Origin of the sequence: Acidovorax sp. LjRoot129, from assembly GCF_964253765.1 — a bacterium.
Lineage (GTDB): Bacteria > Pseudomonadota > Gammaproteobacteria > Burkholderiales > Burkholderiaceae_C > Acidovorax.
Map to the genome: position 1 here is coordinate 1,042,559 of NZ_CAXUSE020000001.1, position 20,488 is coordinate 1,063,046.

Sequence of the window (20,488 nt, forward strand, 5' to 3'; positions counted from 1 at the left end):
TCGGGTATGTTCGCCCGTCGGCTAGGTCGCTTGCTTTGAGCCACGGAAGCCATATCCCGGCGTGCCTTTGCCAGCATCGGGATCCTTCACTGCCTACAGCAGTCCGCGACTGGAGAAATCACGTGCCAGTCTCTGACCGTGTACTTGGATTGGTTGCCTTGCTGTATCTACTTCAATGGCCAAAACCAAATCTCTTGGGCTTGGAAGTAGCAGGCAGAGGAGCAGACGATGTATTCACTCGAAGAGTCGATTAGGTCGATATGACCACCTTGATAATCAGACATTTTCCAAAAAAATACAACGCCTTTGCGTCCTTTGACCTTTGTTGGGAAAGTCGTTGAGTTGTATATTTCTGGCGCCCCAAAAACATCAGGTCTTTTAAACTGATCTGCCAGCAACTTGGCCCCGGTTTCTAGTTTCTGGCCTTTGTGAGGCCCTGTTTTTGCGGCCAACCTTCCCGAAAAACCTACGCCTGACTTTAATAATGCCAGACTCACGCGCGTGGCGCACGTGTTGATGTAAGCGGGGTTCTGCTTTATTAAAGTTGCGTGATCTATTCCAATTTCTGCATAGAGTTTTTCTCCACTCACATAATTGGTTTGAAGTTCGCTGGAGGAGTAATAATTTGATCGTAAGGTTGAAAATGCCGGCTTCATTATTTTTTACAGGGAAGAATTTCTTTTAATCTGGATTTGATGGCCGCAGCGGGGCGGCTCTTTGGCAATTTTTCAGATGCGCTCTTCAATCCTATATAGACCTGCTCCTGAACTGCATCAGGCGAGGCTATTTTGAACCCGCACCACGACTCTCCCTCAGAACTTGCTATAACGCCAATTACGTACATTTCTGCCAGTCTTCTCTGCTCCAGATTCTCGCTCATGTATGCGGCAAAAAGAGAATCAGTTGTAAGGTATAGATTATTGGCAATCAGTCTTTGATTTTTATCGCCAGGAATAATTATTGGATTCGCAGCCACCGGGGAGATTAAAGCGAGAGCGAGAGCTAACGCCCCTAGGAATTTTTTCAACTTCTAACTCCTTGGTGATGAATATGGGGAGTGCGAGAAAATATCGCAACACGAATAATCGGGGCGGTTAAGAGCGCCGGAATGGTATATCGCGCCTAACGCGTTTCACAATGCTTTTACAAACAGATGCAGCAGTGTTGTATTTAAAGACCGGTGAGGGGGTGCGGCGAGGCATCAGCCGTTGCGCTGTGTGATGCCTAAGAAGTGATCCAGCATGTGGAAGTGGTCTTCAAAAAAGTCTTCTTCCATCCCCGCCAGCTGGTCAATCGGCGTCCACTGCACGTGCAGCGCGTCGTCATCGGCCTGCACGGCGGGGAAGGGCGCGTCGCCCAGATCAAAGTAATGCGCGTGGGTCAGCGTGCGTCCACGCTGGCTGCGGTCGGGGTGGTCGAACACGGCCACGGACTGCAGCGCGGCGCGCATGGTGGCTTCGGGCAGGGCGCAGTGGGTTTCTTCCACCAGCTCGCGCAGGCAGGACTGCCACACGGTTTCGCGCTGCTCGATGAAGCCGCCGGGCACGGCCAGCTGGCCCTTGCCGGGCGCGTGCGCGCGGCGGATCAGCAGCACCTGGTTCTGGCAGCGCAGCACCGCGTCTACCGTCACAAACACCGGCGGGTAGGGCGCGGCGGCCCAGGCTTCGCGGTAGCCGCGCAGCATGCGCCACTCTTCCTGCAGCGCGGGGTAGTGTGGGGTGTGCGCAAATTGCAGCAGGGCGGCCAGCGTGCTCTCCGGGATCTCATCGGCCAACGGCTGCAGGGCCGCCTGCACGGTGGCGGGCGTGGCGCCAAAGTACGCGTCGCGGATGGCGGTGGCGTCGATGCGGCCTTGGCGCTCGACATGAATGAGCTCCCACCCGGGGAAGGCGCTCAGGTAGCTGCTGGTCGCGTCCTTGAAGTGGCCGACCAGCCCGATGTGGGCGTTGGCGCCGGCGATCTCGGCCACGCCCCGGCGCACGGCCTGCACCCAGACGGCCTCGTTGTAGTAGTCCCGCACCGGCAGCACGCGCACGCGGGCGCGGTCTGCGGCGGGCAGGGCCTCGTGCAGCATGGCCTCGCGCTCTTGCCAGGTGAAGGGGTTCTTGGGCGACCGCGCCTGCCAGGCAGACCCGACCACCACGATCACCTGGCGGGCGCTGTCGAGCGCGCGTTGCAGCAGGGCCAGGTGGCCGGTGTGGACGGGCTCGAAGCGGCCGATATAGATGGCGGTGTCGTACATGGGCAGGTGTCTCTGCGGTGCTGTGGGGGCGGCAAATATGAACAAAAATGGCCGCCAGCGCTTGACGGATAAGCGCTACTAGCTATTGTTTTAGGAGTAATTCTACCTGGGCGGGTTTTATTCGTACCGTGCCGCAATCGGCATCTGCCGCCCGCTGCCAAACGCCCGGGGCCGTACGCGCAGGATGGGTGGGGCCTGGCGGCGCTTGTATTCGTTGCGCGCCACCATGCGGCGCACGCGCTGCACCAGCGCGCGGCCGGCATCGCCCTCTTGCAGCTTGAGCACAAAGGCCTGCGCGGCGGTGTGCTCGGCGGTCGACAGGCGGTCGCCCTCGATGAGCAGCTTGAGCACTTCGTCCAGCACCGGGTAGGGCGGCAGGCTGTCCACGTCGCGCTGGCCCGGGGCCAGTTCGGCCGAGGGTTCCTTGTCGATGATGGCCACTGGTATCAGCTCGCGCCCCGCGTGTTCGTTGACGTGGCGCGAGAGCGCAAACACTTCGGTCTTGTACAGGTCGCCCAGCAGGCCCAGGCCGCCGTTGGTGTCGCCGTACAGCGTGCAGTAGCCCACCGAGATCTCGGACTTGTTGCCCGTGGTGAGCAGCAGGTGGCCAAAGGCGTTGGAGTATTCCATCAGCACCGTGCCGCGGATGCGCGCCTGCAGGTTCTCCAGCGGCAGGCCCGCCAGCGGCTGGCCAAACGACGCCTCGTACTGCTGCGCGTAGCCCGCCACCAGGTCGGCAATCGGGTGCGTGTGGAGCTGGATGCCCAGGTTGCGGCACAGCTGTACCGAGTCATCGACCGAGCCGCTGCTGGAGTAGCGCGAGGGCATGGTGATGCCCACCACGTTCTCGGGCCCCAACGCCTCTGCGGCCAAGGCCAGGGTGAGGGCGCTGTCGATGCCGCCCGAGCTGCCCACCACCACCTGCTTGAAACCGCAGCGGCGCGCGTAGTCCGACAGGCCCAGCACGATCTGCTGGCGGTAGAACTCCATGGTGGGGATGCCCTCGGCGGGCACGCTGGCCGGGGCTTGGCCGTCGGCCATCATGAAGCGGCCGTTGTCGAACTGCAGCGTGCGCACGTCCTCCACAAACCGCGGCGCTTCAAACACGATGCCGGCGTCCGGCTCGGCCGCGAACGACCCGCCGTCGTACACCAGCTGGTCGTGGCCACCGATCTGGTTCACATACAGGATGGGCAGGCCGTGCCGCTTGGACGAGCCGCCGAACATCACGTGGCGCTGCTCACGCTTGCCCACGTGGCTGGGGCTGGCGTTGATGCTGATCACCAGGTCCGGTGACGCATCGCGCATGCGCACGAACGGGTTGACCACGTAGTCGCCGCCGTGGTCGTTCCAGCCGTCCTCGCACACCAGCAGCCCGACCTGGGCGGCGCCGATCCGCAGCACCTTGGCCACGTCCGGGCCGGGCTCGAAGTGGCGGCGCTCGTCAAAGATGTTGTAGGTGGGCAGCAGCTGCTTGGCGTACTGCAGGCGCACGGCGCCGTTCTGCAGCACCACCAGGCTGTTGTGCAGCCGCTTGCCGGGCCCGCTGGCGCGGGTGGGCGTGCCCACCACCCAGTGCAGGCTGGGCAGATGGGTGGACGCAGCCTGCAGCGCCGCCATGCCTGCCTCCACGCGCGCGATGAATTCGGGCTCGTCCAGCATGTCGCCGGGGTAGTAGCCGCACAGCGAGAGTTCGCTGAAGACGACGATATCGGACTGCTCGGCCGCAGCCTGCCGCGCGGCGGCCACCATGCGGTCGACGTTGCCTTCGATGTCGCCAACGGTGAAATTCAATTGAGCGATGGTGATGCGGAGCATGTTTCTTTTTCCTTAAGTGCTGCAGAGCGCGTCGGAGTGGCTGAAAAACTCAGCGAAGCGGTCCAGGGATTCTCTTCACGAATCAAGCGGTAAGTGGGCGCTGCGGATCGGGAGGGGCTGCAAGGCGCAAAACGCAGCAATAGCTGTAGCTATTGCGAGTATTTGCAACGCCGCAGACCGCCCGAGCCCGCGGATGCCCACGGCGCGGTGATTCGTGAAGAGAATCCCCGGGCGTTCAGTCGCAGACAGTACCGGAGGTACGGCAAGACGGAACAACGACGCCAGGAGAGTTTTCTCAGCCACTCAGTTAGCAACGTTGAAGACTTGGCGGAGGTAGGCTAGATAGGTTTCATCGTCGCACAGCGTCTTGCCCGGCGTGTCCGACAGCTTGGCCACCGGCTGGCCGTTGGCGCGGGTGAGCTTCATCACGATGTTGAGCGGCTTCATCTCCCGCGCGTCGCCCATGTCGTTGGTGAGGCTGGTGCCGATGCCAAAACCCAGCTGCGTGCGGTCGCCAAAGTGGCGATACAGCTCGAGCGCGCGATTGAGCGTGAGGCCATCCGAAAACACCAGCCGCTTGGTGTGCGCATCGATGCGCAGCTTCGCATAGTGCGCCAGGGCCTTCTCGCCCCAGGCCACCGGGTCGCCCGAGTCGTGCCGCAGGCCGTCGAACAGCTTGGCAAAGTACAGATCGAAGTCGGCCAGGAACGCGTCCATGCCCACGGTGTCGGTGAGCGCGATCCCAAGGTCGCCGCGGTACTCCTGCACCCAGTCTTCCAGCGCGGCCTTTTGAAAATCGCGCAGTCGCACGCCCAGCGCCTGAAAGGTCTGCAGGTACTCGTGCGCCATGGTGCCGATGGGCACCAGGTTCAAATCGCGCGCCAGCAGCACGTTGCTGGTGCCCTTGAACCACTGCGGCGTCTGCTCGGCAAATGTCTGCACGACCTCGCGCTGCCACGCGCCGCTGTAGCGCCGGCGCAGGCCAAAGTCGAAGATCTCGAACGGATGGCGCAGCGTGGCCTGCTGGGCCAGGTCCTGCAGCTGTTGCACCTTGGTGGCCAGGCGCTCGCGGCCGCTGGCAAGGGCTGCTGCGGCATCGAAGCGGCGAAAGTACAGCTCGTTGACGATGGCCAGCACGAAGATCTCGAAGCCCATCACGTGCACCTGCGGACCACGGGCCACGATGCTGAGCGTGTCGCCGTCGGCCCGCGCCTCGATGAAGTCGCGCTGGAACTGGAAGAGGCGCAGGAAGTCGACAAAGTCGCTCTTGATGAAGCGCAGGCCCGCAAGGTAGTCGAGCTCGCCCTTCGTGAAGCGCAGGGAACACAGGTGGTCAAGCGCAGCATTCACCTCGGGCAGGAGTTCGGCCAGCGGGTACTGCGGCTGGTTGCGGCACACAAAGCGGTACTCGCTCTGCGTCTGGGGGTGGCGGTGCAGCAGCGCCTGCCACATGGTGAACTTGTACAGGTCGGTGTCGAGCAGGCTGGTGATGACGGGGTTCATGGTGGTCCTTCGTGAGGCTGGGGCCGCAAGAGTGGTGGAGCGGGTGGATGGAGCCTGCGTGGTGCCTCAGACGGTGGGCGTGCAGGGTTTGTCAAAATTGATAGCTAAAAGTGCTTATCCAACAAGCGCTAGAGGCTAATTTCGCTGCTATTTGCAAGCTGCATGCCCTGCGCACGCATCGCCTCAAGGAACGCGGTGTGCTCTGCCTCGAAGCCAGGCACCGGGCTCATGCAATCGGTCAACAGCACGATGTGGTCGGGCCGGGCGCCGGCGGCCTGCAGGCGAGGCAGGTGCTGCACGATGTGTTCGGTGGTGGCGCGCACGCAGTGGCTGCTGGCTTCGCCCGCGATGTAGAGCACATCGGCGGTGTCGAGCGCTGCGAGCAACCGGGTGTTGAGCGCAGTATCCGGGTCGGCAGGGTCCACCACCTCGGCCTCAGTGGCGCTGTAGTGCTCGGTCCACGGGTTGGTGCCCTTGAACACGTTGTGCACTGCGCGCTGGCGCCGCAGTTGCCACTCGCCACAGGCAGACAGCACATCGGCATGCACGCCGTGGCCCCAGCTGCCGATCTCGCAGTGCACGGGCCAGACCATGAGCGTGTAGCGGCCCTGGGCTTCGAGTGCGTCGAGGTACGCCAGAGTGCGCGGCAGCGCTTCGGCATTGCGCGGGGCAAAGGCGCCGGCGCGCACCTGCGCTGCGGTGATGGGCGTGAATGGGGCCACTGCCTTGCCACCGCCTTGTTGCCAGAAACCGGGATGGGCAATGTCAAAACGCTGGTGCGAGTCGAGCGTGACGGTGATCGCATCGAGCTGGCCGGCGTGTGCGCGGATGAACGCCGCCACCCGCTGCATGTCGGCGTGGGCGCCCGCCACGGGCAGGCTGGGCGCTGTGCGGGTGCCGTCCGGGTTGTGGGGTTGCCAGTCGGCGGGCAGGTCACAAAAGTCATTTTGCGGGTCGATCACCAGCAGCTGGATATTGCGGGCCATGGTCTTCTCCTCAATGGTGATTCCAGTCTAGTATAGTTAATTCATAAATGCAACTAACTAGTGTTAATAGCTCTGTGCGGGTTGTCGTTGGTACGGCAATCATCGGGAATGATCTTCACCTTGCGCTTCGGCAGTGGTAGCCTTGTTTGTCTCAAGTTGCAATGAACCCCTCGCCGCCCATGAAAGACACCCCTGCCCCCGCCGTGATCTGCACCGTCGACGTGGTGTTGCTGACCCTGCGTGGCGACGCGCTGCAGGTGGCACTGGTGCGGCGGGATCGGGCGCCGTTTGAAGGTGCCCTGGCGCTGCCCGGCGGTTATGTGCACGCCCAGGAAGACGCCGACGCCCAGGCCAGCGCGGTGCGTGTGCTGCGCGACAAGGCGGGGCTGGCAAGCCCGTACCTGGAGCAACTGGCCACGTTCTCGGGCGCGGTGCGGGACCCGCGGGGCTGGTCGGTGGCGGTGGCGTACTGCGCGCTGGTGCCACCGGAGTTGCTGGCCGCAGCCGAGGGGCGCATTGAATTGGCGCCGGTTGATGCCCTGCCGCCGCTGCCGTTCGACCACCGCCAGATCGTGGAGGTGGCCGTGGCGCGGGTGCGCAGCAAAAGCCAGTATTCGTCGCTGCCGGTGCACCTGTGTGCTGAGCCCTTCACGTTGCCCCAGCTGCAGGCGGTGTACGAGGTGGTGTTGGGCGAGGCCATCAACAAGGTGAGCTTTCGGCGCAAGGTGGAAGAACTGGCGATGCTGGAGCCAATCCCGGGCGCGCTGCAAACGGGCGCAGCCCACCGCCCCGCCCAGCTGTACCGCCTGCGCCCGGCCTACCGCCGCAAGCTGTCGCTGAGCGAGCGTGGGCTGTAGCTGCCGGCGCGCGTTGGCGCAATAGTGTTGGACCTGTTGCGCAAAATCTGGCACAAACGCAAACTTTGCCTCCCATGATCGCCCGGTGCATCCTTGCAGCCAGGGCGGCAGGGCGGGCCCCACCGGGCGCCCGTCCTTTCCAATAACAAGCTGGCCCAGAGCGCCGGCACCTGAGGGATTTCCATGTCTTTGCGGCTCAAATTCAACCTGGTGCTGGCAGTGGTCCTGCTCGTGGCGGCGGCCGGTGCGGGGGCGTATGTGCACCGCTTCCTGCAGCAGTTGGCCATCGAGGAAGTGCAGCACAACTCGCAGATGATGATGAACGCGGCCATGGCCATCCGCGACTACACCACCGAGCTGGTCAAGCCGCACCTGGATGTGACGCTGGCCGAGAAGTTCTTGCCCCAGACCGTGCCCGCCTTTGCCGCCACCGAAACCCTGCGCCGCCTGCAAAGCCGGTTTCCGGGTTATGAGTACAAGGAGGCGGTGCTCAACCCGACCAACCTGCGCGACCGCGCCAACGAGTGGGAGGAGCGCATCATCGGCGACTTCCGCGAAGGACGGTCCGACCTCAAGAAAGAGGTTACGGGCGAGGTGGGCGAGGGCATGCACCGCGCGATGTACGTGGCGCGTCCCATCACCATCAAGCAGGCCCAGTGCATGGCCTGCCACAGCACGCCCGCCGTGGCGCCACCCACCATGCTCAAGGTGTATGGCGACAAGAACGGCTTTGGCTGGGGCATGAACGAGACCGTGGGCATCCAGGTGGTGAAGGTGCCCATGTACTTCCCGCTCGAGAAGGCGCGCCAGACGTTCAACACCGTGATGGCCGCGCTGCTGGGCAGCTTTTTGCTGCTGTTCGTGGTGCTCAACCTGTCGCTGTCGTCGCTGGTGATCGGGCCCATGGCGCGGCTCAACAGCAAGCTGGAAGACCTGGCGACCAAGGACTTCTTGACCGACCTCGTGAACCGGCGCCGGTTCTTCGAGCGGCTGGAGACCGAGATGGCCGACACGCGCATCAAGAAGAGCAGCCTGTCGGTGGTGATGTTCGACATTGATTTCTTCAAACGCATCAACGACACCTTCGGGCACGACTCGGGCGACGTGGTGCTCAAGAGCACCGCGCTGCGCGTGCGCGAGCTGCTGCGCACCTCGGACTGTGCGGCGCGTTTTGGCGGCGAGGAATTCATCATCCTGCTCAAGGAAACCCCGGTCGATGCCGCCATGGCCATGGCTGAAGCGGTGCGGGCGCGTATTGCCGGCGTGCCGTTTGATTCGGTAGGGCACGTGAGCGCCAGTTTTGGCGTGGCCACCTGGGACCACCACGAAGACGCGCATGCGCTCATCAAGCGCGCCGACACCGCGCTGTATGTGGCCAAGTCCAAGGGCCGCAACTGCGTGGTGCAGGCTGAAGAATCGGTTTGACGCACCTGGCGGTACGCTGCCGCGGGCTGGTCCGCAGCCCGGGCACTCTGCATTCAGTGGTTGGTCAGGCAGTCGCGGCCTTGGCCTTGGATTCTTCGTAGGTGGCGAAGTAATCCTTGGCCAGATCCAGCTTCTGCTTTTCGGTCAGGAGCTTGCCCGCCATCTGGAAGAACTTGTGCTCTTCTTCCTCAAGGTGATGCTCCACCTTCTCCGCGAGTTTCTTCGCCAGGGGCAGCCATGTAGGCGTTGCCGGGTCGGCATCTTCCAACGACTCCACCAGTTCATCCAGCTGATGGTGTTCAGAGATTGCGTGGCGTGACAGATCGACTCCAGCGTCGTGATCCATCAGCGGGATGTAGAAGTGCCGCTCCTCTGCCAGTTCATGGGCTAGAAGTTCGGCTTTGAGCTGCTCGAAAAGCTCGCGCCGCTCGGGGGTGTCGCCGCTGGTGTCGACCAGCTGCCGGTACAGCTCGCGTTGGCGTTCGTGGCTTTCGCGCAGCGCTTCGAAGATATTGAGGGCCATGGAAGTCCTGGTGTTCGATGAAGTGCCGTGCCGCTTACTTGAGCACCTTGCGTGCCGCGCCCACACCGACAGCGGCCAGGACCACGAACACCACGGCGATGATCAGGAAGATCACGAACAGAACCTTGGCAATGCCTGCAGCGCCAGCGGCCACGCCGGTGAAACCGAGTGCAGCTGCAACCAGGGAAATCAGGGCAAAAATGATGGCGTACTTCAGCATGGCAGTCGCTCCTAAGGAGGGGTTGGTTTAGCAGCGTGGGGCCGCAAGAGGGTGTGGTGGAACGATAGGGGAGGAGCCTTTGTGCGGCCGTCAGTACGGGCGGGTCGCGGCTGTAGGAGAGAGCCGCAACGGGGGTGTGCGCAATGCGAATGGGCAAAGAAAAAGCCGCAACGCGGGGCGTTGCGGCTTTGGAGTCGTGGTGTTGCGGTGGCTGACACACCGCACGTGCGCGAGGGCTTTACAGCCCGGTGGCAGCACGCAGTGCCGCTGCCTTATCCGTACCTTGGTCTTCGTTCACATCGCTGGCGCGGTATGAAACTGCGCCCGAAGACCGATAACCGCGCAAGTAGCGTGGCGGGATTTACAGCCCCGCTGCTGCACGCAGTGCAGCTGCCTTGTCCGTCCGTTCCCAGCTGAACTCAGGCTCTTCGCGGCCGAAGTGGCCGTAGGCTGCCGTCTTCTCGTAGATAGGCCGCAGCAGGTCCAGCATCTGGATGATGCCCTTGGGGCGCAGGTCGAAGTGCTCGCGCACCAGGGCGGCCAGGCGGTCGTCGGAGATCACGCCCGTGCCTTCGGTGTACACGGTGATGTTCATCGGCTCGGCCACGCCGATGGCGTAGGCCACCTGAATCTGGCACTGGCGCGCCAGGCCGGCGGCCACGATGTTCTTGGCCACGTAGCGCGCGGCGTAGGCGGCCGAGCGGTCCACCTTGGTTGGGTCCTTGCCGCTGAACGCGCCACCGCCGTGCGGGCAGGCGCCGCCGTAGGTGTCCACGATGATCTTGCGGCCGGTCAGGCCACAGTCGCCCTGGGGACCGCCGATGACGAAGCGGCCGGTGGGGTTGATCAGGTAGCGCGTGTTCTGCAGCCACTCTTTTGGCAGCACGGGTTTGATGATCTCTTCGATGATGGCTTCGGTGAACGAGGCCTTCATCTTGGTCTGGGTTTCGCTCTGGTCGGGGTGGTGCTGGGTGGAGAGCACCACGGTGTCGATGCTGTGGGGCTTGCCGTCCACATAGCGCATGGTCACTTGCGACTTGGCGTCGGGGCGCAGGAAGGGCAGGCGGCCGTCCTTGCGCAATTGGGCCTGACGCTCGACCAGGCGGTGGGCGTAGTAGATGGGCGCGGGCATCAGCTCGGGCGTTTCGTCGCAGGCGTAGCCGAACATCAGGCCCTGGTCGCCGGCGCCGGTGTTCAGGTGGTCGTCGGACGCGTGGTCCACGCCCTGGGCGATGTCGTTGGATTGCTTGTCATAGGCCACGAGCACGGCGCAGCCCTTGTAGTCGATGCCGTAGTCCGTGTTGTCGTAGCCGATGCGCTTGATGGTGTCGCGCGCCACCTGGATGTAGTCCACGTGGGCGTTGGTGGTGATTTCGCCGGCCAGCACCACAAGGCCGGTGTTGGTCAGCGTTTCGGCGGCAACGCGCGAGCGGGGGTCTTCTTTGAAGATCGCATCGAGAATCGCGTCCGAGATCTGGTCGGCCACCTTGTCGGGGTGGCCTTCGGAGACGGATTCCGAGGTAAAGAGAAAGTCGTTCGCCATTTGAATAAACTCCTGTGTTCCGGCATTTGGGGCGTTGCCCTCACCCCGAAGGAGCTTTGGCGAACGCTTTAGCAGATTTTTTTTACGTCGCCCTGCAAGTTGCTCATTTAACTCAGCGACCCGTCCATTTTAATGCCAGTCGTCTTCCAATTTTTTTCCGTGTTTCCGCTGTGGTTGCTCCACATCATGGGCGCGGCCATGGGCTGGGTGGCGTTTGTGGCGTCGGCCACGTACCGGCGGCGCTTTTTGGCCAACGTGGCGCTGGCCGGCTATTCGTTTGGCGCGGTGCGTGCCGCCGTGGCGCACGCCGGCCGCATGGTGACCGAGCTGCCGCGCCTGTGGCTGGGCGCGCCCATGCCCTGCCGAATCGAGGGCGAGGCGTGTGTCGAGGCGGCCTATGCGGCGGGCAAGGGCATCGTGTACCTCACGCCGCACCAGGGGTGTTTTGAGCTGTCGGCCCAGGCCGCCGCACGCCGCTGGAGCGCCGAGCGCGGCCCCATCACCGTGCTGTACCGCCCCGCGCGCCAGGCCTGGCTGGCCAAGGTGATGGAGACTGCCCGCAACCGCCCCGGCATGCTGGCCGTGCCCACCACGCTGGCAGGCGTGCGCCAGATGATCAAAGCCCTGCGCCGGGGCGAGGCTGTGGGCCTGCTGCCCGACCAGGTGCCGCCTGATGGGCAGGGCCTATGGGCGCCATTTTTTGGCCGCGATGCCTACACCATGACGCTGGCCGTGCGCCTGGCGCAGCAGACCGGCGCGGCCGTGGTGCTGGCGCGCTGCGAGCGACTGCCCTGGGGCCGCGGTTTTGTCACCCATTTCGAGCCGCTCGCAGAGCCGCTGTCCGACCAGATCGACGTTGCCGTCGTACAGATCAATCAGGCCATGGAACACCTCATCCGCCAATGCCCCGAGCAGTACCTCTGGGGCTACGCCCGCTACAAGAAACCCCGGGCCGACGCACCCGCCGCCGCTGCTGAGGTGCCTGCATGACGGGGCGCCTGGGCGTGTGGTTCATGCGCGTCCTGGCGCGGCTGCCGCTGCCGGTGCTGCGCGGCATGGGATGGCTGATTGGCCGCACGCTGTTCGTGCTGGCTGCGCCGCGCCGGCGCGTGGCTTTGCGCAACCTGGCGCTGTGCTACCCCGACGCCCCTGAGGCCCAGCGCCGCGCGTGGGCGCAAGAAACGTTTGTGGTGTTCTGCCAGTCCTGGCTCGACCGCAGCTGGCTGTGGTTTGCGCCGCGCGATGTGGTGCAGGCCCGCGTCAAGCTCACGGGCGCCCTGCAAGAGCTGGAGGGCGACACGCCCACCATCATCTTCGCGCCGCATTTCTACGGCATGGACGCGGGTGGCTCGGCCCTCACGCTGCACACGTCGCGGGCATTCACGTCAATCTTCTCGACCCATCCGGACCCGGCCGTGGACGCGTGGTTTCGCGAGGGGCGCCAGCGTTTTGGCGATGTGCGCATGCTCAACCGCAATGACGGGGTCAAGCCCATCATCGCCAACCTGCGCAAGGGCGGCCTGCTGTACCTGCTGCCCGACATGGACTTTGGCCGCAATGACTCGCTGTTCGTGCCATTTTTTGGCGTGCAGGCGGCCACCGTGCCGTCGCTGCCCCGGTTCGCGCGGCTGGGGCGGGCCAAGGTGATCGCCATGGTCACGCGCCTCACGCCTGCCGGCTACGTGGCTGAGATTTCGCCCGCCTGGCCCGGCTACCCGACCGAAGACGCCGAGGCCGATACCGCCCTCATGAATGCCAATCTGCAGGGCTACATCGATGCGTCCCCGGGGCAGTATTACTGGGTGCACAAGCGCTTCAAGACGCGGCCCGAGGGCGAAGCTTCGGTGTATTGACGGCAACGCTGCGCCGCGCGGCTGGCCATGTCGGGTGGAGCTGGCAACGCAGGTCTCCCCGGGCTTGGGTGCAAGGGACCTTCAGGGCCGGTTTTTTAGCAAAAACAGGCGTCAGCGCTTATCCATCAAGCGCTGATAGCTATCATTTTGATTGCAGAAAGCGCCGCAGCTCCATCGCCACGCGCTCGGGATGCTCGTGCACGACCCAGTGCGTGGCCTGCTCAATGCGTTGCAGTTGCAGCTGTGGAATCCACCCGGGCAGTCCGTCGAGCAGGGCCGGCAGCAGGGCCGGGTCGTCCATGGCCCAGAGCACCAGCGTGGGTACGGCAATGGTGAGCATGCTGTCGGGCAGGGTGATGGCCTGCACGCTGTCGTCCTCGGTTCCGCCCTCGCTGCCGGCCTTGTTGCGCGGCGGGCGCAGGGGGCTGGCGCGGTAGTAGTTGCAGGCGCCCGTCAGGCCCTGCTGCCAGAGCGCACGGTACTGGGCGCGCACGGGGTCGGTCAGCCAGGCGGGTGCGCGGCCATCGGGGCCGTCGAAAAAGCCGAACAGACGGGCGAAATCGTTCTCGGCCAGCAGCGCCTCGGCGTCCGCGCGGCACAGGAAGTGCATGTACTGGCTGGCCGCCTGCTGCGCGGGGTTGTGCTGCAGCTCGCGCAGAAAGGCGCCGGGGTGCGGGGAGTTGACGATGGCCAGCCGCTTCATCAGCTGGGGCTGCTGGTTGGCCAGGTTCCAGGCCACCGCGCCGCCCCAGTCGTGCGCCACCAGGCATTCGAGCGGGCCGCCGGGCGACTCCGACGCGATGAGCGCCACCAAATCCTGCACCAGGTGCTTGGCCCGGTAGGCTTCGACCTCGGCTGGGCTGCTGGAGGGCCCGAAGCCGCGCAGGTAGGGCGCGACGCAGCGGTAGCCGCCGTTCTCGGGACGGGCGAAGTACGCCAGCTGTTCGTCCCAGATGAATGCCCCCTCGGGGAAACCATGCAGAAAAAGCAGCACGGGCCGGCCGGCCACGCCGCTGGTGCGGCAGTGCAGGGTGATGCTGTGGGGCAGAGTGACGGGGCGGGTCTGGATCATGGCGCTATTAACTTGATAGCTACTAGCGCATGATAGATAAGCGCTGGAGCCTAATTTTTCTCAAATTCCTCATCGGCATCTGGCGTGGAGGCGTCAGCGGCGTCCGTGACGCCTGCCAGTGCGCCAGCGGCAGGCACCGCGGCCTGCTCCGGGTGCGCCCACTGCCACAGCAACTGGGCCACCTCGTCCACGCCCTGCTTCTTGAGGGCTGAGAACATCATCACCTCTCCGCCGGCCGCGTTCAGTCGCGTAATCGACAGGATCTTGGCTTGCTCAGAGCGTGTGAGCTTGTCCGCCTTGGTCAGCACGATGAGGAATTTCAGGCCTTCCTCGACCCGGGGGCGCAGCACTTCAAGCAGCGCCTCGTCCAGTTCGGTCAACCCGAGGCGGGGGTCACACAGCAAGACGATGCCGGTGAGCCCGGGGCGGCTGACCAGGTAGTTGACCATCACCTGCTGCCAACGCACCTTGTCGGACCGCGAGACCTTGGCGTAGCCGTAGCCTGGCAGATCCGCCAGCACCGCATCGGTCACGCCGTGTTTGCCCAGAGAGAAAAGGTTGATGTGCTGCGTGCGTCCTGGCCTTTTGGAGGCGAACGCCAGCTGCTTTTGTTGCGTCAGGGTGTTGATGCAAGTGGATTTGCCCGCGTTGGAACGGCCCACAAAGGCGATTTCGGGCACGTGGATGGGCGGCAGGTGGTGCAGCTGCGCGGCCGTGGTCAGGAACCTGGCCGTGTGCATCCAGCCCATGGCGATCTTGGCGTCGGGTGCGGGCGGGAGGGAGCCAGCAACTGGCGCAGAAGGGGTGGTCGTCATGGGGCGTTGGGAGAGAAAGAACCATCATTGTAGAATCGCGAGGTTTTGCGCACATAAACATAGACCCTCGATATGAAGTTGCTTGCCTCCTTGTTGACAGCTGCCGCACTGGCAGCACCTGTTTTCTCGGCCTTCGCAGCGGGGGAGGCTCCCGCGGCACCGCCCAAGGCGGCCAAGCCCGATCTGGTCAAAGGCGAGGCAAGCTTCACCGCCGTGTGCGCGGCTTGCCACGGCGCCGATGGCAACTCGGCCATCGCGGCCAACCCCAAGCTGTCGCAGCAACACCCTGAATACCTGGTCAAGCAGCTGCAGGAGTTCAAGTCCGGCAAGCGCAACGATCCCGTCATGAAGGGCTTTGCCTCGGCCCTGTCGGACGACGACATGCGCAACATCTCGTACTGGGTGGGTGGCAAGACCGCCAAACCCGGTTTCGCCAAGGACAAGGAGTTGGTGGCACTGGGCGAGCGCATTTACCGCGGTGGTATTGCTGACCGCAACATCGCTGCCTGCGCCGGCTGCCACAGCCCCAACGGTGCCGGCATCCCTGCCCAGTACCCGCGCCTGTCCGGCCAGCACGCCGACTACACGTCCAAGCAGCTGTCGGAGTTCCGCGAAGGCAAACGTGCCAACAGCATCCAGATGACGCAGATTGCGGCCAAGCTCAACGACAAGGAAATCCGGGCGGTATCGGACTACATCGCCGGCCTGCGCTGATTGATCTTCGTCAACCCGTGGCCCTGGTAAACGGGCCGCACGGAACCTACCGCCAATAACAACCCCAAAAAGGGCGGGTCCATCGCAAGGATGGTCCCGCCCTTTTTGCTTTGATCTCTCTCCCGCGCGCACCGCAGCACCCTCGCTCCATTTTTTCATTCATGTCCGACAACACCCAGGGCCTTCGCGTCCAGACTGGCTCAGCGGCACTGCGCGCCGGGGTCGAACTGCTGTCCTCCATGCGGTTTGCGATCTCGCTGCTGACGGTGATCTGCATCGCCTCGGTGATCGGCACGGTGCTCAAGCAGCATGAGCCGGCGGTCAACTACGTCAACCAGTTCGGGCCTTTCTGGGCCGAGCTGTTTGGCGCCGTGAAGCTCAACGCGGTGTACAGCGCCTGGTGGTTTTTGCTGATCCTGGCGTTCTTGGTGACGAGCACCTCGCTGTGCATTGCCCGCAACACCCCCAAGATCCTGGTGGACCTCAGGGTCTACAAAGAAAACATCCGCGAGCAGAGCCTGAAAGCCTTTCACCACAAGGCCGAGGCGGACCTCCACGAGACGCCCGAGGCCGAGGCACGCCGCATCGGCACGCTGCTGGCCGGGGGCGGCTGGAAGGTGCGCCTGCAGCAGCGCGATACGCCCGCGGGCCCCGGCACGGGCTGGATGGTGGCGGCCAAGGCGGGTGCGGCCAACAAGCTGGGTTACATCGCCGCGCACAGCGCCATCGTGCTGGTGTGCCTGGGCGGTCTGCTGGACGGCGACCTTATCGTGCGTGCCCAGATGCTGCTGGGCGGCAAGACGCCCTACCAGGGTGGCGGCTTGATCGCCGACGTGAAGCCCGAGCACCGGCTGTCCGAGCGCAACCCCACGTTCCGCGGCAACCTGCTGGTCGCCGAAGGCACGCAGTCGAGCACAGCGATCCTGAACCAGTCCGACGGCGTGCTGCTCCAGGACCTTCCATTCGCCATCGAGCTCAAGAAGTTCATCGTGGAGCACTACTCCACCGGCATGCCCAAGCTGTTCGCCAGCGAGATCGTCATCCACGACAAAGCCACGGGCGAGAAGATCCCGGCGCGCGTCGAGGTGAACCACCCGGCCAGCTACAAAGGCATCGAGATCTACCAGTCGAGCTTTGACGACGGCGGCTCGCACCTCAAGCTGCGGGCCGTGCCCATGGTGGCGGGCGCCAAGCCGTTCGACATCGAGGGCGTGGTGGGCAATTCCACCGAGCTCACCAACCAGGGCGGCGGCCCGGGCAGTGACAAGCTCACGCTCGAATTCACTGCGCTGCGCACGATCAACGTGGAAAATTTCGGTGGCGCCGGCCCCGGTGGTGCGGGCGTGGATGTCCGCAAAGTCGACTTGCGCGAATCGGTCGAATCACGCCTGGGCGCGGCCAACAAGACCGTCACCAAGAAAGAGCTGCGCAATGTCGGCCCGAGCGTGAGCTACAAGCTGCGCGACGCCGCTGGCCAGGCGCGCGAGTTCCACAACTACATGCTGCCGGTGGACACCGGCGATGGCGCTCCGGTGTTCCTGCTGGGTGTGCGCGAGACACCGGCAGAGCCCTTTCGCTACCTGCGGGTGCCCGCCGATGACAAGGGCAGCATGGACGGATTTATGCGCATGAAGGCCGCGTTGGCCGACGAGCAAGCACGCGAGGCGGCCGTGCGCCGCTACGTGGCGCAGGCCGTCGACCCCTCGCGCACCGATCTGGCCGAACAGCTGCGCCAGTCTGCGTCGCGCGCGCTGGCGCTGTTTGCCGGCCGCGGCATGGTCGATGGCAAGCCCACGGGCGGCCTGCAGGCGGTGTCGGACTTCATGGAAGCCAACGTGCCGGAGGCCGAGCGCGCACGCGCCGGCGAGGTGCTGGTGCGCATCCTCAACGGCACGTTGTTCGAGGTGGCGCAGCTGTCGCGCCAACGGGCCGGCCTACCGCCGCTGCCGCAGGACGAAAAGACCCAGGGTTTTATGACGCAGGCCGTGCTGTCGCTTTCTGACGCGCAGATCTACCCTGCGCCGCTGGTGTTTGAACTCAAGGACTTCACCCAGGTGCAGGCCAGCGTGTTCCAGGTGGCGCGCGCGCCGGGCAAGAGCATCGTCTATCTGGGCTGCGCCTTGCTGATCCTGGGCGTTTTTGCCATGCTGTACGTGCGTGAGCGGCGCGTATGGATCTGGGTTGCTCCCCACGAAGGTGAGGGTGGCCGCTCCCGCGCCACCATGGCCCTGTCGACCAACCGCAAGACGATGGATGGCGACCAAGAGTTCGTCCAGCTCGCACAGAAACTGATCGGGGCCGGCAAGGCCCCGGAAGGCACCGCATGAACACCGCCACCAGCAACACGAACAACACCGCGATCACCCTGAACGAGGGGTTCTTCGCCCGCCGCAACTGGTTCGATTGGCTGTTTGCCGCCATCGTCGCGGCCGGGGGGCTGTTTGCGCTGCAACGCTACGGCAGCTTCATGGATGGGTACGAGAAGGGCATCCTGCTGGGCGCCATTCCCTGCACGATCTGGTTGTGCTGGTTCTGGCGCCCGCTGCGTGTGCTGCTGCTGGTGGTGGCGGCGGTGGCGCTGATGGCCATCGGCCTGTACCAGCACGATGGTGCGGGCAGCCTGGCGCGGGCCGATACGGTGTTCGGCCTCAAGTACTTCCTGTCCAGCCAGTCCGCCATCCTGTGGATGAGCATGCTGTTCTTCATGAGCACCATCTTCTACTGGGTGGGCATGTTCTCGCGCGGAGAGGGCCGCACGATGAGCCTGCTGGGCTCGCGCATCGCCTGGGTGGCGGTGGCCATGGCGCTCATCGGCACGCTGGTGCGCTGGTACGAGAGCTACCTCATCGGCCCCGACATCGGCCACATCCCGGTGAGCAACCTGTACGAAGTGTTCGTGCTGTTCTGCTGGATGACGGCGGCCTTCTACCTGTACTACGAAGAGCAGTACGACACGCGGGCCCTGGGCGGCTTCGTGATGCTGGTGGTCAGTGCCGCGGTGGGCTTTTTGCTCTGGTACACCGTGGTGCGCGAGGCACACGAGATCCAGCCCCTGGTGCCGGCCTTGAAGAGCTGGTGGATGAAGCTGCACGTGCCCGCCAACTTCATCGGCTACGGCACCTTCGCGCTGGCTGCGATGGTGGCTTTTGCCTATCTGATCAAGCAGCAGGCTGATGAGACGCGTTGGTACAAGCTGACACCTCTATGGCTGCTGGGTGCGGCCCTGTGCTTCGTGCCCATCGCTTTCCGCCAGCGTGGCGTGGCCGAGGCGGGCGGCAGCTACTGGGTCGGTTATGCGGCTATCTCGGCGCTGATCGCTGTCGGCATCCTGTTCGGGCGCAAGCGGATTGCTGCACGCCTGCCGTCGTTCGAGATCCTTGACGACGTGATGTACAAATCCATCGCCGTGGGTTTTGCGTTCTTCACCATCGCCACGGTGCTGGGCGCCCTGTGGGCGGCCGAGGCCTGGGGCGGCTACTGGAGCTGGGACCCCAAGGAGACCTGGGCGCTGATCGTCTGGCTCAACTATGCGGCCTGGTTGCACATGCGCCTCATGAAAGGCCTGCGCGGCACGGTGTCGGCCTGGTGGGCGCTGGTCGGCCTGGCGGTGACGACGTTCGCCTTCCTGGGCGTGAACATGTTCTTGTCGGGGCTGCACAGCTACGGCACTTTGTAGGCCAGCCTCTGCGTGCTGCGCTCCGGGGTGGCGTGGAGGGTGGCGGGAAGGGTGTGGCTGGGTGAAGGCGCGCATGAAACTATTGCGTCTTCGGTGTAACCTGAGCGGTACAGGGAACGAACTAACAGTTGTTCTGCTCTACCGCCACATCGTTTCAACGTAAGAACGTGCCACGTTCCCCACCGGAGACCGCCATGCTGATCCCTCCCCGCGACACAGGTTTCAACCACCCTCATTTCTCCGAGATCACACCGCGCTCGGTCTACGAAGATCGGCGCCAGATGCTGCGCCTGATGGCCGGCGGCGCCGCAGGGGCGGCTCTGGCGGCCTGGGCAGGGCGCGAGGCCATGGCGCAGGCGGCGGCGGTGCCGCGGCCCGGCAAGCTGGCGGCGCTGGCCAGCACCCGATCGGCGGTGGCGGGGGCCGTCACGCTGGAAAAGCTCACCGATTACAAGGACGCGAGCACCTACAACAACTTCTACGAGTTCGGCACCGACAAGGCAGACCCCGCGCGCAACGCCCACACCCTGAAGACAATGCCCTGGACGGTGGAGGTCGAAGGCCTCGTCAAAAAGCCCGGCAAATACGGCATCGAAGACCTGCTCAAGCTCAGCGCGCAGGAAGAGCGCATCTATCGGATGCGCTGCGTGGAGGGCTGGTCGATGGTGGTGCCCTGGGTGGGCTATTCGCTGTCTGAGCTGATCAAGCGCGTGGAGCCGCAGGGCAGCGCCAAGTACGTGGAGTTTGTGACGCTGGCGGACAAGGCGACGATGCCCTTTGTCGGCTCCCGCGTGCTCGACTGGCCGTATGTGGAAGGCCTGCGCATGGATGAGGCGATGAATCCCCTCACGCTGTTGGCCTTTGGCATGTATGGGGAGGTGCTGCCCAACCAGAACGGCGCACCTGTGCGGCTGGTGGTGCCGTGGAAGTACGGTTTCAAGAGCGCCAAGAGCATTGTCAAGATCCGCTTTGTCGAGAAGGAGCCCGGCACGGCGTGGAACAAAGCCGCCAAGCAGGAGTACGGCTTTTATTCCAACGTGAACCCCGAGGTGGACCACCCGCGCTGGAGCCAGGCCACCGAGCGGCGCATTGGCGAGGACGGCCTGTTCGCCAAGAAGCGCAAGACACTGATGTTCAACGGCTACGAAGCGCAGGTAGGGCAGCTGTACGCGGGCATGGATCTCAAGAAGTTCTATTGATGCACGAGGGCACGCCTGACCACCTGCGCTGCACTTTGACTC

The 20,488-nt window shown here is 64.2% G+C and carries 19 protein-coding genes; 8 read left to right on the plus strand and 11 right to left on the minus strand.

Annotated features, from left to right (window positions below; translation table 11 throughout):
• Positions 1–167: 167 nt before the first annotated feature.
• The 6 genes from ACSQ3Q_RS04780 to ACSQ3Q_RS04805 all read right to left on the minus strand — a co-directional run bounded on the left by ACSQ3Q_RS04780 (position 168) and on the right by ACSQ3Q_RS04805 (position 6,549).
• Positions 168–656 (minus strand): T6SS effector amidase Tae4 family protein, encoded by a 489-nt coding sequence (locus ACSQ3Q_RS04780; protein WP_436133265.1) that lies wholly within the window; start codon positions 654–656, stop codon positions 168–170.
• Positions 656–1,027, minus strand: coding sequence for a hypothetical protein (locus tag ACSQ3Q_RS04785; RefSeq protein WP_436133266.1), 372 nt, complete (start codon positions 1,025–1,027; stop codon positions 656–658). The genes ACSQ3Q_RS04780 and ACSQ3Q_RS04785 overlap by 1 nt, the downstream gene beginning before the upstream one ends.
• A 174-nt stretch (positions 1,028–1,201) precedes the next feature.
• A complete protein-coding gene (locus tag ACSQ3Q_RS04790) occupies positions 1,202–2,242 on the minus strand; it encodes a bifunctional nicotinamide-nucleotide adenylyltransferase/Nudix hydroxylase (RefSeq protein WP_436133267.1) in 1,041 nt (346 codons plus the stop codon).
• Positions 2,243–2,359: 117 nt separating this feature from the next.
• On the minus strand, positions 2,360–4,060 hold the full coding sequence (locus tag ACSQ3Q_RS04795) for an NAD+ synthase (protein ID WP_436133268.1): 1,701 nt from the start codon (positions 4,058–4,060) through the stop codon (positions 2,360–2,362).
• 303 nt (positions 4,061–4,363) lie between these two features.
• Positions 4,364–5,563, minus strand: a complete 1,200-nt coding sequence (pncB, locus tag ACSQ3Q_RS04800; protein WP_436133269.1) for a nicotinate phosphoribosyltransferase — start codon at positions 5,561–5,563, stop codon at positions 4,364–4,366.
• Between the two features lie 128 nt (positions 5,564–5,691).
• Positions 5,692–6,549 (minus strand): cysteine hydrolase, encoded by an 858-nt coding sequence (locus tag ACSQ3Q_RS04805; RefSeq protein WP_436133270.1) that lies wholly within the window; start codon positions 6,547–6,549, stop codon positions 5,692–5,694.
• A gap of 179 nt (positions 6,550–6,728) precedes the next feature.
• Between ACSQ3Q_RS04805 and ACSQ3Q_RS04810 the strand changes: the two genes are divergently transcribed.
• Both ACSQ3Q_RS04810 and ACSQ3Q_RS04815 read left to right on the plus strand, forming a co-directional pair.
• Positions 6,729–7,406, plus strand: coding sequence for an NUDIX hydrolase (locus ACSQ3Q_RS04810; RefSeq protein ID WP_436133271.1), 678 nt, complete (start codon positions 6,729–6,731; stop codon positions 7,404–7,406).
• Positions 7,407–7,589: 183 nt separating this feature from the next.
• Entirely contained in the window at positions 7,590–8,831 is a 1,242-nt protein-coding gene (locus ACSQ3Q_RS04815) for a diguanylate cyclase (protein ID WP_436133272.1), read from the plus strand.
• Between the two features lie 64 nt (positions 8,832–8,895).
• On the opposite strand, the gene ACSQ3Q_RS04820 is transcribed toward ACSQ3Q_RS04815, so the two are convergent.
• The 3 genes from ACSQ3Q_RS04820 to metK form a co-directional block, all read right to left on the minus strand.
• Positions 8,896–9,354 carry a hemerythrin domain-containing protein gene (locus ACSQ3Q_RS04820; RefSeq protein ID WP_436133273.1) on the minus strand — a complete coding sequence of 153 codons (459 nt, stop codon included), beginning with the start codon at positions 9,352–9,354 and terminating at the stop codon, positions 8,896–8,898.
• A 34-nt stretch (positions 9,355–9,388) separates the two neighbouring features.
• Positions 9,389–9,574 (minus strand): DUF1328 domain-containing protein, encoded by a 186-nt coding sequence (locus ACSQ3Q_RS04825; protein WP_436133274.1) that lies wholly within the window; start codon positions 9,572–9,574, stop codon positions 9,389–9,391.
• Between the two features lie 361 nt (positions 9,575–9,935).
• Complete coding sequence (metK, locus tag ACSQ3Q_RS04830; protein WP_436133275.1) at positions 9,936–11,117, minus strand: methionine adenosyltransferase; 1,182 nt, start codon at positions 11,115–11,117, stop codon at positions 9,936–9,938.
• 132 nt (positions 11,118–11,249) lie between these two features.
• Between metK and ACSQ3Q_RS04835 the strand changes: the two genes are divergently transcribed.
• Entirely contained in the window at positions 11,250–12,107 is an 858-nt protein-coding gene (locus tag ACSQ3Q_RS04835; protein WP_436133276.1) for a lysophospholipid acyltransferase family protein, read from the plus strand.
• A complete protein-coding gene (locus ACSQ3Q_RS04840) occupies positions 12,104–12,970 on the plus strand; it encodes a lysophospholipid acyltransferase family protein (RefSeq protein WP_436133277.1) in 867 nt (288 codons plus the stop codon). Before ACSQ3Q_RS04835 ends, ACSQ3Q_RS04840 begins: the two co-directional genes overlap by 4 nt.
• 142 nt (positions 12,971–13,112) lie before the next feature.
• Here the strand turns inward: ACSQ3Q_RS04840 and ACSQ3Q_RS04845 are convergent, their stop codons facing one another.
• Positions 13,113–14,042, minus strand: a complete 930-nt coding sequence (locus ACSQ3Q_RS04845) for an alpha/beta fold hydrolase (RefSeq protein ID WP_436133278.1) — start codon at positions 14,040–14,042, stop codon at positions 13,113–13,115.
• A 50-nt stretch (positions 14,043–14,092) separates the two neighbouring features.
• Positions 14,093–14,857 carry a ribosome biogenesis GTP-binding protein YihA/YsxC gene (gene yihA / locus ACSQ3Q_RS04850; protein ID WP_436133279.1) on the minus strand — a complete coding sequence of 255 codons (765 nt, stop codon included), beginning with the start codon at positions 14,855–14,857 and terminating at the stop codon, positions 14,093–14,095.
• A 72-nt stretch (positions 14,858–14,929) separates the two neighbouring features.
• On the opposite strand from yihA, the gene ACSQ3Q_RS04855 reads away from it, so the two are divergent.
• The 4 genes from ACSQ3Q_RS04855 (at position 14,930) to msrP (ending at position 20,446) form a co-directional block, all read left to right on the plus strand.
• Positions 14,930–15,571, plus strand: a complete 642-nt coding sequence (locus ACSQ3Q_RS04855; RefSeq protein WP_436133280.1) for a c-type cytochrome — start codon at positions 14,930–14,932, stop codon at positions 15,569–15,571.
• Between the two features lie 161 nt (positions 15,572–15,732).
• On the plus strand, positions 15,733–17,898 hold the full coding sequence (locus ACSQ3Q_RS04860) for a cytochrome c biogenesis protein ResB (protein WP_436133281.1): 2,166 nt from the start codon (positions 15,733–15,735) through the stop codon (positions 17,896–17,898).
• Positions 17,895–19,247, plus strand: coding sequence for a c-type cytochrome biogenesis protein CcsB (gene ccsB, locus ACSQ3Q_RS04865; RefSeq protein ID WP_436133282.1), 1,353 nt, complete (start codon positions 17,895–17,897; stop codon positions 19,245–19,247). Before ACSQ3Q_RS04860 ends, ccsB begins: the two co-directional genes overlap by 4 nt.
• A gap of 194 nt (positions 19,248–19,441) precedes the next feature.
• Complete coding sequence (msrP, locus tag ACSQ3Q_RS04870; RefSeq protein WP_436133283.1) at positions 19,442–20,446, plus strand: protein-methionine-sulfoxide reductase catalytic subunit MsrP; 1,005 nt, start codon at positions 19,442–19,444, stop codon at positions 20,444–20,446.
• Positions 20,447–20,488: the final 42 nt, after the last annotated feature.